The organism is Pseudoalteromonas sp. NZS71 (genome assembly GCF_015864715.1).
GTDB classification, from domain to species: Bacteria; Pseudomonadota; Gammaproteobacteria; order Enterobacterales; family Alteromonadaceae; genus Pseudoalteromonas; species Pseudoalteromonas arctica.
On sequence record NZ_JADYWS010000001.1, the window covers coordinates 200689 to 214393 of the forward strand.

Consider the following 13705-nt stretch of genomic DNA (forward strand, 5'->3'; position numbering starts at 1 on the left):
AAGCACCCATGTTTAACACTATCAGGGTTAAGGTTTTTTAATGCAGTCATCGTTACAGATTAAAAATTGTCAGCTTTATCGCCAAAATGAGCTGTTACTTAGCTTAAACGAGCAAGTTAATGGCGGTGAAATTCTGACTATTATGGGCCCATCAGGCAGTGGTAAATCAAGCTTATTAAATTGGCTTACGGGTACTTTACCAAGTAGCTTTAAGGCCAATGGAGAGGTGTGGCTTAATGGTCAAAATATCGATAACACCCCTCCACACTTGCGCCATATTGGAGTGCTTTATCAAGACGCTTTATTGTTTTCGCATTTAACTGTTGCTGGTAACATTGCCTTTGCAATGCCAAAAGGCAATAGAAAACAACGCCTTGAAAAAATAGAACACGCACTTGAGCAAGTAGGTCTTAAAGATATGGGCAATCGTCACCCCGATAACTTATCGGGCGGGCAGCAAGCCCGTGTTGCATTATTACGTATGCTGCTGAGCGAACCTAAAGCCATTTTACTCGACGAACCCTTTAGCAAACTCGACACCCAACTGCGTGTTGATACACGCGAACTCGTGTTTAGCCAAATACGCGATCATAAGCTACCTGCAATTATGGTAACTCATGACCATAGCGACGCCGACGCTGCAAATGGCAAACTCATTACTTTAAGTAGCGCACTTTAAATACATAGCTTTAAACGCATAAGGCAATAAACATGCTAGACAAATTTATCACCCCTGTCATTAAGCCTCTTTTAACACCTGTGGTTATGCTTATGCATAAACGCGGCATAACCGCCGATCAGCTAACCGTAGTTGGCTTTTTAGTTGGCTTATTAGCCGTGCCATTACTGGCGTTTGAAATGTGGTACGGCGCATTAGTGGCCATTGCTTTAAATCGAATTTTAGATGGACTTGATGGCGCATTAGCACGTTATGCAAACCAAAGTTCAAGCGCGGGTGGCTTTTTAGATATCACACTCGACTTTTTATTTTACGCGGCTATTCCGCTTGGCTTTATTTTGGCAAACCCTGAGCAAAACGCGATAGCGGGCTCGTTATTACTTGCCACTTTTATTGGTACGGGCTCAAGCTTTTTAGCTTTTGCGATTGCCGCCGAAAAATTTAAACTCGAAAAACCGCAATTTAAATACAAAAGATTTTACTACTTAAATGGCTTAACCGAAGGCACTGAAACAATAGCGCTATTTATTGCATTTTGTATTTGGCCGCAGCACTTTGCTGTTATGGCGAGCATTTTTGCTATTGCGTGTGGCATAACTATTTTTACCCGTATACATGGCGGTTATCACACGCTTAAGCAACAAGAAGCCGATGCTAACAAAGCAGCTGAAAACGTGCCTAACAGTGCAAATTCTGAGGTAATAGATGACTAATGAAGTATGGTGGCGACTCGGCTGCTTTTTTAGCATTTTAATTATAATGATGCTGCTTGAATGGCAAAAACCTGCTCGCCAAGCACCTATTAAAAGCAGTACACGTTGGTTTGCTAATTTTGGATTAGTGTTTGCTTCATCAGTTATTGCGCGCTTAGTGGTCCCTATTGGGTTAACCGCTGTTGCACTTTACAATCAAGAGCACGGCATTGGCTTATTTAATCAAATAGCCCTACCAAGCAGTTTAATTATTATATTGAGCATACTTTTACTCGATATATTAATTTATTGGCAGCATAGATTATTTCATCAAGTGCCTATTTTATGGCGCTTGCACCGTGTACACCACGCCGATGCACATGTTGATACAAGTACGGGCTTGCGCTTTCACCCTATCGAAATTGTGCTGAGCATACTTATAAAACTCATTGCAGTAACAGCTCTTGGCGTACCTGCCATTGCGGTACTTATATTTGAAATAGCACTTAATGGTTTAGCATTATTTAATCATGCAAATATACGCCTACCTAATGCCATTGAAAAACCACTGCGTTTAATACTAATGACGCAAATTTTGCATCGAATTCACCATAGCCAAGTGGTTAGTGAAACCAACTCAAACTATGGTTTCAGTGTAATTTGGTGGGATAAATTATTTGGTAGTTACAAAGGTAAAGCTAAAAAAACCGACGCAGATATAAATATTGGTTTAAAAGAATACCCAAGCCAAAACCAAAATGCGTCCCTTTTGGGGTTACTTACAATGCCTTTTAAAAACAAGTAAAAACAAGCATATTTTATCTCATACAATACCAATCCACTTAAAATTGCTTTTATGTAGATTGGTATAAACAAAATACTCCTTAAATACTATAAATATACCTGTAACTAACCTTTTAATTGTTAAGTCCTTTCCTACTTTTTTGACGTAAAAAATATTCCGCTCACGCTCTCATCAAAAAACACAAACAACATAACTAATTGTATAAACTGCAATTTATATACAATCTAAAATTGGTAAACTGGTCTTACCGTAAACTAATTGTAAATAAAATAAACAAATATGTTGACCATTTGCGTACTCCACAATATCATTTGTAAGCGCTTACAAAACACAATCTAAAATGTAAGCGCTTACAGTATGAAGAACAAAGCTCAAAAAACAATTAATCTGACAATAATCTGTTGAAACCGGGGTTCAGTTATGAACATTGAAACAACGCACATTACACGTATACTTGCCGCTATCTCTTTAGTTACGTTAGCTGGCTGTGGTGGTGACTCTGCCACTAAATCAAATTTTGAAAATGTAGATGCCTCTGAGCCAGTATCAGATTGGCAAATGGTTTGGAGCGACGAGTTTGAAGGCTCAGCCATTGATACAAACAAATGGAACTATGAATTAAACTGCGATGGCGGTGGTAACAACGAGAAACAGTGTTACACCGACAGTGAGCAAAATGCATTTATTGCAGACGGTGTGTTAAACATTGTTGCCCTACCCGCTGAAGAGGGTGCAGAAAAACCTTACACTTCAGCGCGCTTAAATACGCGTTACAACGCCGACTTTACATATGGTCGCTTTGAAGTGCGCGCCAAACTTCCATCAGGACAAGGTAGCTGGCCAGCATTTTGGATGCTGCCAACTGATGAAGTTTACGGCACTTGGCCTCGTTCTGGCGAAATAGATGTTTTAGAATCAGTAAACCTTAAAACACCAGATGAAGACGGCGGTATAGAGTCTAGTATCCACGGCACACTTCATTACGGACGCGCGTGGCCAGATAACAGCTATACAGGTAAAGAATACAAATTCCCTGAAGATACTAATCCAGCAGATGATTTCCACACGTATGCTGTTGAATGGCAAGAAGGTGAAATTCGCTGGTACGTAGACGGTTACCTTTATGCAACTCAGCGTCAATCAGAAGTTCGTACTAATGCAAGTGGTGAGGCTGTAGGCCTAAAACATCGTGGTTGGTTTGCAGAATACTTTGAACAAGGTTCTGGCGAACTTACAACGCATTGGGATAGCGCACCATTTGATAAAGACTTTCACTTATTGCTAAACCTAGCAGTAGGCGGTGACTGGCCTGAAAACGTAAATGATTTAGGTGTAGACGCTAGCGCATTTGAAAACGGCCAAACCTTTGCTATTGATTACGTACGTGTTTATCAATGTGCATCAAACCCTGAAACAGGTAAAGGCTGTGAAACTATTCGCCCAGGTTACAATAGCCTAGATGATGCTTTGCTTGAAGGCGATGCACCAATTCCTAGCCCACCTTCGACAGGCATTGCAACACCGCTAACTATTTTTGGTGAGTCATTTAATCCAAATTGGCCTGCATGGGATTGTTGTGGTGGTTCTACTCCCGCTATTGTTGCAGATGAAACCCAAGGTGATGTAGTTGAATTTGTAGTAGGTGCAGAACCCACTGTAATGGGCTTTATTAGCCGTGAGATTTTTATTACTGACGAAGCAGGAAAAGCCAGCCCGTTTGATGCATCTCCAATGCTGGATGAAGGTTACGTTCGCTTTAAAATGAAAGTAACAAATGCACCAGGCACAGCTGATGCAGCTTGGCTTGTAAAACTTGAAAGTAATGAAGGTTCTAGCGCAGTAGAAATGCCGATCACAGACAGTGTTGAAGGCGTAAGCCCTGTTGTTGGCCAATGGCAAACTTATACATTTTTACTAAAAGATTTAGATGCTGCAGATTTAGATATCAGTGCAATTGATGTGATCATGGTGTTTCCAACATGGGGCGCAGGTGAAGGCGCTGTTTATTTAATTGACGATGTTGAGATTACTCAAGATAACTTAGGCGTATCACCTGAACTTACTATTTTTACTGATGAGCAAAATCTAGCATGGCCAATGTGGGATTGTTGTGGTGGCTCAACCCCTGTTGAAGCTATGGATGATGAAGAACATGGTCTAACTGCAGAGTTTAGCATTGGTGCAGAGCCTACTGTGATGGGCTTTAATAGCCGCACATCGTCAGGAGGCGCAGGCGAATCGTTTGACGCTAGTAGCATTTTAGATGAAGGCGTTATTCAATTTGATTTAAAAGTAACCTCTACTCCTAGCGACCCAGCTACACCGTGGTTGTTTAAAGTTGAGTCAAATGGCGGCGACTCTGCAGTAGAGCTTGAGTTAACGGCAAGTGTTGAAGGCGTAGCGCCAGTTACTGGCGAGTGGCAAACATATACATTTAAATTGTCTGATCTTGCAGCTGCTGGCTTAGATGTAAGTACTATAGATGTACTGATGATTTTCCCAGCGTGGGGTGCAGGTGAAGGCTCTGTTTACCGTGTAGATAACGTTAAGATTTATAATCCAAATGCAGCGCCAGCTGCAACGGGTGAGCTTACTGTATTTAAAGATGCAGCTGCCGATCAGTGGAGTATTTGGGATTGTTGTGGTGGCTCTACACCAACAACAGAAACCGATGATGACGCGCATGGCGCAGTAGCGCAATTTAGCATTGGTTCTACTGCTACAGTAATGGGCTTTATAGCTGATGAAGACGTATCGTTTGATGCCTCTGCAATACTTGAAAATGGTGTAGTTCAATTTGATATGAAAGTTGTATCAGCCCCTTCAGATATTGACGCTCAGTGGCTATTTAAAATTGAATCAATTGGTACATCGAGTGCCGTAGAGCTTGCTTTATCAAGCAGTGTTGAAGGCCAGGCACCTGTAACGGGCGAATGGCAAACATACACCTTCCCTCTTCAGCAATTGTTTGATGCAGGCTTAGACATTAGCGCATTAAACGTAATTATGGTTTTTCCTAGCTGGGACATGGGCGATGGCGCGCTTTACCGTATAGACAACGTGATTATTGCAAATCCATAAAACACACACCAATAGGCGCTTAGCGCCTATTGCTACACAACAACATTTTATAAAGCAGAGCTATTATGAACACATTCAATTTTAAAAAGAGCCAACTTGCGGCTTCTGTGTCTCTCATCATTGCTGCGAGCACATTAAACACAGCTATTGCGGCAGAAGCACAAACAAGCGTTTCATCTGATGTAGAAGTTATTGAAGTAAAAGGTATTCGTGGTTCACTTATTCGTTCTATGGATATGAAACGCGACTCTTCTGGTATTGTAGATGCCATTTCGTCTGAAGAAATGGGTAAATTCCCAGATACCAACTTAGCAGAATCATTACAACGTATTACCGGTGTATCGGTTAGTCGCGCAAACGGTGAAGGTAGCCAAATTACAGTACGTGGTTTTGGCCCTGAGTTTAACTTAATAACCTTAAATGGCCGCCAAATGCCGGGCACAGGTTATACACGTTCGTACAACCTTGAAAACGTTGCCTCTGAGGGCGTAAGTGCCCTTGAAGTTTTTAAAACAGCACGTGCAGACGTGCCAAGCGGTGGCTTAGGTGCAACAGTTAATATTTCTACTGCGCGCCCTTTTCAAAAGCCGGGTCAAAACTTTTCAGCAACCGTTAAAGCAAATCACGACTCGTCAAACGAAGCTGGTGATGACGTAACACCAGAGTTTTCTACTGTTTACAGTAATACTTTTGTAGATGACACTTTTGGCTTTGGTTTTTCGTTTTCGCACCAAGAGCGTGACTTTCAAAAACAAAGTGCAAATATTCAAGGCTGGCAGGCAAACGTAGACTTACCTGAATTAGATAGCAGCAACGTCGTTGATAACCGCACAGACCCTGCAGGTAACTACTATTTCCCTAAAGACATGAACTACTCTATTGAAGATGTAGAACGTGAACGTACAAACGGACAAGTTACCTTTCAATATGCACCGGTAGATGGCTTTGTAGCAACACTTGATTACACTGCAAGTAAAGCAGTTACAGGTTCTCAAAGTATTGGTTGGGGTATTTGGAACGACTTTGGTAGCAATATTAATGGCTACGAGCTTGATGAAAATGGTACGGCTGTTTATGCTGATATTAGCGGTAACGATGCCTCGTTTACAGCCAACAAAGGCACTACAGAAGTAAAAGCGCGCTCACTTGGTTTAAACCTAGATTGGGAAATTAGCGACACGTGGCACGTAGAGCTTGATTACCACGACTCTAAAAACGAAACCGATAACGGCGCCGACAATGGGCTGGGAAGTGCCGGCCAAGTAATTTTAGGTTCTGATCAGCTAGCTAATAAAATTTATGATTACCGCACAGGCGAAGTACCCAGTGCACAAGTTAATTGGTTAAATGGCACAAGTGAATTAACGCCTGGCGAAATTGATTCAAACTTTAGTCAATTTACTCACTCACCGGGTGAATCAAACATTGAACAATTACAGCTACATACAACATGGTATAACGAAAGTTATGACATTGGTTTAGTTAAAGTTAAATTTGGCGCATCACGTACAGAACAAAACACCGGTGGTTACACCGCGTGGAGTGGTTTAGTAGGTGGTCCAGGCTTTAACCCATCATATACAGAAATATTCCCAGACGGCATGTTTACCCGTCACGATACATCGGGCCTTTTAGATCAATTTGAAGGGGGCGGCAGTGACTTACAACCTGGTTACTACTATACCTACGATTTTGACGAAGCTGTTGCGCGCCAAATTGCTTACTTAACAGCAGATGTAACAGGCGGCGATGCATACGCCGCAAATGCATATATGGATGGTATTGACAGCGAAAGCTACGTAGAAGAAATCACTAATAGCTTTTATGTTCAATCAAGCTGGGAATTTGACGTAAGTAACTACTACGTAAAAGTAAATGCAGGCCTACGCTATGAGCAAACAGATGTAACCAGTACTGTACGTCAACGCGTTGAAGATCAAGTTAATTGGATCAGCGCTTCTGAGTGGATCATGCAATACGCTGCGGGCGGCGATGATAACTTCTTAGAACAACAAGGTGATTACGATGTTTTACTACCTTCAATCGACGTAAGTGTTGATTTAACTGAAGACGTAGTAGCTCGCGTATCTTGGGGTAAAACAATGTCGCGTGCACCACTAGGTAATTTAGCCGGTGGCCGTAGTTTAACAGGCAGCCCAAAACCGGGTTCTCGTACAGGTAGCCAAGGTAATACAAACTTATTGCCGTTTGAATCAACAAACCTTGATTTATCACTTGAGTATTACTACGCAGAAGGTAGCTACGCGTCTGTTGGATACTTTAAAAAAGATGTTGATAACTTTATTCAAACCACCATTACGCAAACCACTATTGATGGCTTGCACGATATTTTAAACGGCCCTCGTTACTTACAAGCCGTAAGCGATATTGAATCACGTGGTGAGCAAGCAACAACCGACGCTATTTTTGCACAAATGATTGCCAGCGGTTACGGCAATGCAAATGGCGTTATTGAACCAAACAGCGACGATCCGCTAATTACATGGAATATTAGCCAACCACAAAACACCGACAGTAAATCGGTAGATGGTTTTGAAGTAGCTGTTCAGCACTTAATTGGTGAAACCGGTTTTGGTGTAGGTGTTAACGCGACATTTGTAGATGGCGACGTTGAATTTGATAGCGAAAGCCTTGATCAACAAGCACCGCTTACAGGCTTAAGTGACTCAGCTAACTTCCAAGGCTTTTACGAAAAAGATGGCCTATCTGTTAAAATTACTTACGCATGGCGCGACTCATACCTAATTGGTGTTGGCCAAGCACAAGGTTCAGCTGATGCGCCTCCGCAATATGCTAAAGCGTATGGCCAGTGGGATATGAGCGTAAACTACGATGTAAACGAAAACGTAACCGTATTTTTTGATGGCATAAACTTAAATAATGCCACCGAAGAAGGCTACGGCCGTTACGAAGAGCAGTTTTTATTTGCTAATCAGTACGGCCCACGCTACTCAATTGGTGCCCGTTACACGTTTTAAACTATTCCCTAGTTAGAATAGTTAAGCCGCTTGTTTCAACAAGCGGCTTTTTTTATAACGTTTTTATTTGCTCAAGCAATACATCAGTTGTCCAATCAATGCCGTTATATGCCACATCGGGTTGGTAAAAGTCTCCTGCCCCATGTAGCGCATAATACAGTGATTGTATTTTGTTTTAACCAAGCCTAATTGCAATTACCACAAAACAACTAGTCTATTTTTTAGGCAAAAATCTAATGCATATTTTACTAAACTGCAAAGTTAAGATGGGTGCTTCGTTTATTTTTACCTAAATGCCAGCTCTAGAGATTGCTTAATGCTTGAGTAGACGAATCCATTCATCGGGGTTTGCTAAAATAAAGTCATAAGTATCTTCATTATCTAAAGTGATTGTTATGGCATCGCTTGTTAGTGGTAAAATGCCTGCGCCTGTCCCTGCTGACTTTTCAATTTTTACGATTGCGCTTCGTGTAAAAGTATAAGGCCCTAAACCAGCACTTTCATTGTATGGCTCAAAACGTACTTCACCTTGCGTTACATAAAATTTACCATCGGCTTTTGCAACACCACTTTGATACGTAGCGGTAGATGATTTGAGTATTTTATTGTTCATTCGGCGTTCCTGCTAATTAATGTACGTCAATAAAATGTATTCACTTTAGTAAGTTATATAGCTTTATGCTTTAAGGCAATTAGTTTGTACCTAAAAAGCAAATTATGATGACACCTACTTTATTTAACCCATTAGAATCTGGGCATCAAAAAACGCAAAGTTTGGATGGGTTTATTGTTAATTCTTCTACATCTTGTTAATTCTTCTACAGCCTCAACGCCAAGCTCACCGGTAAATTGGGAGCGTAGCGAGTAATTTATCCGCGTGCAGCTTTTTGTTAGGCATAGTCGGGGCAAGCTCCCTATTTTAAGCAGCACTTCTTGTGTTTTTTCCCAGTACCACATGGGCACTTTTCATTACGCCCAATCTTCTTAGATTTTCTAGTTACTGTGTTAAAATTAACCTTACTTTTTCCTTTCAATGACTGAGGCTTAGGAAGACCCTTAGTCGCCTTGTCCATTTCATCAGACTGTTCCCATTTAAACTCTTTACTAACACCAAATCTCAACCTTTGGGAACTGGTGCCAATGCATACACCGAACCATTGGTCAGCCTTCTGCTCATATTTCCTGACCTCACAATGACGATCTAACCGCTTCGCAGCCTCGGAATCTGAGTCATTGTTGCAGTGAATAGTAAGCCCCGTACTTCCTTCACTTATGCCAAGTGTTAAATCATGATGTTTACCATCTTTTTTCCCCAATTCAACTAACTTCGATATTCCGTCATTAATCATTTCGATTGTGTCGCCACTAAGTGTCAACAGCATAAAACCGAAATCTACAGTGCCTGAATGTTCACGCAATTCAATGTCTTTAACCAATCTGTCGAAGTGCGTTCCTTCGTACTTTGTTAATATCCCATCTGGAGTCTCACTGCCAGGAATGCCATCTCGTCTCGTCATCATTGCAAGATCTAAGTCAGCGCAAATGTCATCTCCTAGCTGCATCATTGTGTATTCACCATCCATCCAGAGATTTTGTTTTAGATGGTATGACAAGATCGTTAGCTCGTGAGTGGATAATATTTTATCGCCATACAGCGTTCTTCTGTTGACGTAGCTTAGGAAGTGCAAAGGAGACCTTAGCATCTCTGTTGCAACATCCAAGAAGAAAACATCCATCACAAATGCTGGTTTAATCAAATCGGTAGGATTTTGCTTGAGGAACTGCCTAGCTTGAAATGACAAAGCGGGATAATGATCAGATACCACGCAGAAGGGGTAGATTTCTTTAAATTCTCTTCTGATGGTTATTTCATTACCCTTTTCGTCTAAGAGCTTATAGTTATTGTCAGATAAATAATTTGAACATGAAAAGGCTTGGTCATATGCATCTTGAACGGCTTTTTTAAAGTCATCTTTTAGAGATAAGTCGTTCCCTTTGCGGGCAGCTATAGTCAGTTTCTTTGACTTTGCCTGCAATACTATTGCTCTATTTGCAAACACTACAAGAACGTCTATTTCACCAACTTTATTGCGCTTCGCATCAACAATATCAACATTCTGAAAAACTCGTTTTTCTCCGAAAACTCGCACAAGCCTTCTGCTTGAAAATTCTTCTGTAAATTCGCCGCGATGTCCCATCGCAATACTTCTGTACGCCGCATCCGAATTGAACCAAAAAAACGGCGTTTCGTATAACGCTTCTACCAAACTGTAATTTTGAAACAGTAAGTATTTATCTTCTTCAAGCTTTATTATTGGATAGGCATTTATTGGATTAAAGTCATCTAAGGATATGAAGTCGTTTTGTTCAATTGGCGAAACAAAAGATTCAATAACACACCTACAAGCCTCAACATCCAATCCGGACTTAGCGGCTATTTCTCTCAAGGAAAAGGTATAAGCTTCAAAGAAAGTCCATTCGTTTGGATGTTTATTTGCTAAACCAACAAGAGCATCATTAATCTTGTCGTTCTGCAACACCTGAATTGCTGATACAACAGACATGACTTGCTCAAGTGAATAGCCTTTGTTTTCAATTAGCCATGCGTTATCTTTTCTGTACTTATCTTCAGCTAGATCTCTATACTGAAAGTGGTATGCTGATTCACCCCCATAAAAAATTGACTCTCTTAATACAGCGCCAGAATTGAAAGGGTTAAAGTCAGCATCACCAATTTTATTTGGGTCAAATATCTCTTGCATTGGTGGCATCATGGAATGATGCAACTCCTGAAGTAAAGCATCTGTTCCGCTAATATATTCTTGCATCACTTCTGGCGAAGGTATTGTTGCATCTATATTCTTTTTACTTGCCAGTCCAATTAGTGTAGATATTTCTGTTCTTACCAAACGCTCCATTGAGAATTGTTGCAATACATCTTCAGGCTTCACTTCATCAGCGTATCTGATGGTGTTATCTCGAAAACAGAAATATGCGATTGCGTGGATGTAACCGGTAGATTGGCAAAGAACTTCTAGTTCTTTAAATATTTCGCTTTCCTTTCTGGCTATTTTATTTTCCGGCATCCAGTGCTCTCCAGATTGTATTGCCTAACACCCACATAAGGGGCAGTAACGCATGGGCTAGAATCCGAGCGAAGCGACAGAGCCCATGCGTTACTGTCCCAGCGAGCCTGCGAGCGGCTTAAAGTGATTGTTATATTTTTTTACCAAGCTTCTCTGAGCGGCTTTTTTTAACCTGTTTTTTTGAGTCCGTCTTTCCTTTGATAAATTCTTCAATACGCTCTATTTCATTTTTTTGAGCGATATCTTGCTGCTTTATCGAGTAAGATTTAGCTTCATCCTTGGTGCTAAACGATTTCATAACTTTTCCATCTACATCGATAACATCATAGATGATTTTATTTCCATCTTTTCTAGACTCAATCGGATAGAGAAGCTCACTGTTTTCAGAATTCAAATTTGTTTCCTTAAAATATAACAACTTTGTCTACGACATTTGTCGTTTTATAAACCGACAAATGTCCCTATATTACAATGCATTTATCTTAGCCAGCAAATAACCACCTGTAAACAATTAGTTAACTACAAAGAAATCTCCGTTAATGCTGTAACACACCAAAATGGGGGAGAGCAGTAATATCCGACAATGCATAAATCACTGCACATTTTTAGAGCAACTTTTATAAAAAGTTAATATCGTAAAATCGTTTTTAACGCAGGTAATGAGTTATTAAAACGCTTAGGTTTTAACGTTTTGAACCCGGCTGGTATTGTACTTATATATTACAACACGCTTAAAGTAGCGTTGTGAGCAATGTGAATAAAAGCGCTGCAAATATGCAGCGCCCTCATTACTTAATGGTTGTTGTGTTTAAGTTTGAATTGCTTTATTAGAAAAAGCCGAGCGGGTCTTCGCTGTAGCTCACTAATAAATTTTTAGTTTGTTGGTAGTGATCAAGTGCCAGTTTGTGCGTTTCGCGCCCTATTCCTGATTTTTTATAACCACCGAATGCAGCATGTGCTGGGTACATGTGATAGCAGTTGGTCCACACTCGCCCTGCTTCTATTTTACGACCCATGCGATAAGCACGGTTCATGTTTCTACTCCACACCCCTGCGCCTAAGCCAAATTCTGAGCTGTTGGCAAGTTCAAGTGCTTCGGCTTCATCTTTAAAGGTCGACATAGAAATAACAGGGCCAAAAATCTCTTCTTGGAATACACGCATGTCGTTTGTACCTTTAAGCAGTGTAGGTTGTATGTAATAACCGCCGTTTAAATCGTCATTTAGCTGCTCTACGTTGCCGCCGGTGAGTACTTCAGCGCCTTCTTTTTTGCCTATGTCTATGTAACTAAGTATTTTATCAAACTGTGCTTTTGAAGCTTGAGCGCCCACCATGGTTTCGCTGTCGAGTGGATTGCCGCGTTTAATTTGTTGGGTACGTTCGAGTATCCGCTCAATAAACTGCTCGTATATATCTTCTTGAATAAATAATCTTGATGGACAGGTACATACTTCGCCCTGGTTAAAGTAAGCAAGTACGGCGCCTTCTATAGCTTTTGATAAAAAAGCATCGTCTTTTTCCATTACATCATTAAAAAATATATTGGGCGATTTACCACCGAGCTCGACCGTTGAAGGAATAATATTTTCAGCAGCGCATTTCAAAATATGTGAGCCCACAGGCGTTGAACCCGTAAATGCAATTTTAGCGATACGCTTGCTTGTTGCCAGTGCTTCACCCGCTTCTTTACCAAAGCCGTTTACTATATTTAATACGCCCGCAGGGAGTAAATCGCCAATTATCTCCATTAAAACTAAAATAGAAGCTGGTGTTTGCTCAGCCGGTTTTAAAATTACACAGTTACCTGCAGCAAGTGCTGGCGCTAGTTTCCAGGCGGCCATTAAAATAGGGAAATTCCACGGAATAATTTGCCCAACCACACCTAGTGGCTCGTGAAAATGATACGCAACGGTGGTTGCGTCTATTTCACCTATAGTGCCGTCTTGCGATCGTAGGCACCCTGCAAAGTAGCGAAAGTGATCTGCCGCTAGCGGAATATCAGCAGCGAGTGTTTCACGAATTGCTTTACCGTTATCCCATGTTTCGGCAACAGCTAGTAACTCTAGGTTTTGCTCAATTCGGTCGGCTATTTTTAGCAGTATGTTACTTCGGTCGGTCACCGACGTTGTGCCCCATTGCTCTCGCACTGCATGCGCTTTATCGAGAGCCAGCTCTATGTCGTCTTTGTCTGAACGCGGTATTTGGCAAAATACCTTACCGTTTACTGGGCTTATATTATCAAAGTATTGGCCATTTACTGGCTTCACCCACTCTCCGCCAATGTAGTTCCCGTATTGTTGTTTAAAGTTTACGAGTGCGCCATCGCTACCTGGATTTGCATATATCATGTGTGTGCTCTCTTT

At 41.1% G+C, this 13705-nt stretch carries 9 protein-coding genes; 5 read left to right on the forward strand and 4 right to left on the reverse strand.

Annotated features, from left to right (window positions below; all coding sequences use genetic code 11):
- Positions 1 to 40 precede the first annotated feature (40 nt).
- The 5 genes from I6E85_RS00840 (at position 41) to I6E85_RS00860 (ending at position 8256) form a co-directional block, all read left to right on the forward strand.
- Entirely contained in the window at positions 41 to 679 is a 639-nt protein-coding gene (locus I6E85_RS00840) for an ATP-binding cassette domain-containing protein (RefSeq protein WP_182724073.1), read from the forward strand.
- Positions 680 to 711: 32 nt separating this feature from the next.
- Positions 712 to 1392 (forward strand): CDP-alcohol phosphatidyltransferase family protein, encoded by a 681-nt coding sequence (locus tag I6E85_RS00845; RefSeq protein ID WP_182724074.1) that lies wholly within the window; start codon positions 712 to 714, stop codon positions 1390 to 1392.
- Positions 1385 to 2176 carry a sterol desaturase family protein gene (locus tag I6E85_RS00850; RefSeq protein WP_182724075.1) on the forward strand — a complete coding sequence of 264 codons (792 nt, stop codon included), beginning with the start codon at positions 1385 to 1387 and terminating at the stop codon, positions 2174 to 2176. Before I6E85_RS00845 ends, I6E85_RS00850 begins: the two co-directional genes overlap by 8 nt.
- A 420-nt stretch (positions 2177 to 2596) precedes the next feature.
- A complete protein-coding gene (locus I6E85_RS00855; RefSeq protein WP_182724076.1) occupies positions 2597 to 5257 on the forward strand; it encodes a glycoside hydrolase family 16 protein in 2661 nt (886 codons plus the stop codon).
- Between the two features lie 65 nt (positions 5258 to 5322).
- Complete coding sequence (locus I6E85_RS00860; protein ID WP_182753145.1) at positions 5323 to 8256, forward strand: TonB-dependent receptor; 2934 nt, start codon at positions 5323 to 5325, stop codon at positions 8254 to 8256.
- Between the two features lie 313 nt (positions 8257 to 8569).
- Here I6E85_RS00860 and I6E85_RS00865 read toward each other — a convergent pair whose 3' ends face one another.
- From I6E85_RS00865 to I6E85_RS00880, 4 genes are all read right to left on the reverse strand, one after another.
- Positions 8570 to 8869 carry a hypothetical protein gene (locus tag I6E85_RS00865; protein WP_024596978.1) on the reverse strand — a complete coding sequence of 100 codons (300 nt, stop codon included), beginning with the start codon at positions 8867 to 8869 and terminating at the stop codon, positions 8570 to 8572.
- Between the two features lie 301 nt (positions 8870 to 9170).
- Positions 9171 to 11342: an SEC-C metal-binding domain-containing protein gene (locus I6E85_RS00870; protein WP_182724078.1), complete on the reverse strand. Its 2172-nt coding sequence runs from the start codon at positions 11340 to 11342 to the stop codon at positions 9171 to 9173.
- A gap of 130 nt (positions 11343 to 11472) precedes the next feature.
- Positions 11473 to 11736, reverse strand: a complete 264-nt coding sequence (locus I6E85_RS00875) for a hypothetical protein (protein ID WP_024596980.1) — start codon at positions 11734 to 11736, stop codon at positions 11473 to 11475.
- A 433-nt stretch (positions 11737 to 12169) separates the two neighbouring features.
- The gene (locus I6E85_RS00880; RefSeq protein WP_182724079.1) at positions 12170 to 13690 is read right to left on the reverse strand and encodes an aldehyde dehydrogenase family protein; all 1521 of its coding nucleotides are present in this window, start codon (positions 13688 to 13690) and stop codon (positions 12170 to 12172) included.
- Between the last annotated feature and the right edge of the window lie 15 nt (positions 13691 to 13705).

Excerpts from the sequence above, each read along its gene's own strand:
- I6E85_RS00855 (WP_182724076.1), top strand. The coding sequence starts at position 2,597 with ATGAACATTGAAACAACGCACATTACACGTATACTTGCCGCTATCTCT.
- I6E85_RS00880 (WP_182724079.1), bottom strand. The coding sequence starts at position 13,690 with ATGATATATGCAAATCCAGGTAGCGATGGCGCACTCGTAAACTTTAAA.
- I6E85_RS00840 (WP_182724073.1), top strand. The coding sequence starts at position 41 with ATGCAGTCATCGTTACAGATTAAAAATTGTCAGCTTTATCGCCAAAAT.
- I6E85_RS00870 (WP_182724078.1), bottom strand. The coding sequence starts at position 11,342 with ATGCCGGAAAATAAAATAGCCAGAAAGGAAAGCGAAATATTTAAAGAA.
- I6E85_RS00865 (WP_024596978.1), bottom strand. The coding sequence starts at position 8,869 with ATGAACAATAAAATACTCAAATCATCTACCGCTACGTATCAAAGTGGT.
- I6E85_RS00850 (WP_182724075.1), top strand. The coding sequence starts at position 1,385 with ATGACTAATGAAGTATGGTGGCGACTCGGCTGCTTTTTTAGCATTTTA.
- I6E85_RS00845 (WP_182724074.1), top strand. The coding sequence starts at position 712 with ATGCTAGACAAATTTATCACCCCTGTCATTAAGCCTCTTTTAACACCT.
- I6E85_RS00860 (WP_182753145.1), top strand. The coding sequence starts at position 5,323 with ATGAACACATTCAATTTTAAAAAGAGCCAACTTGCGGCTTCTGTGTCT.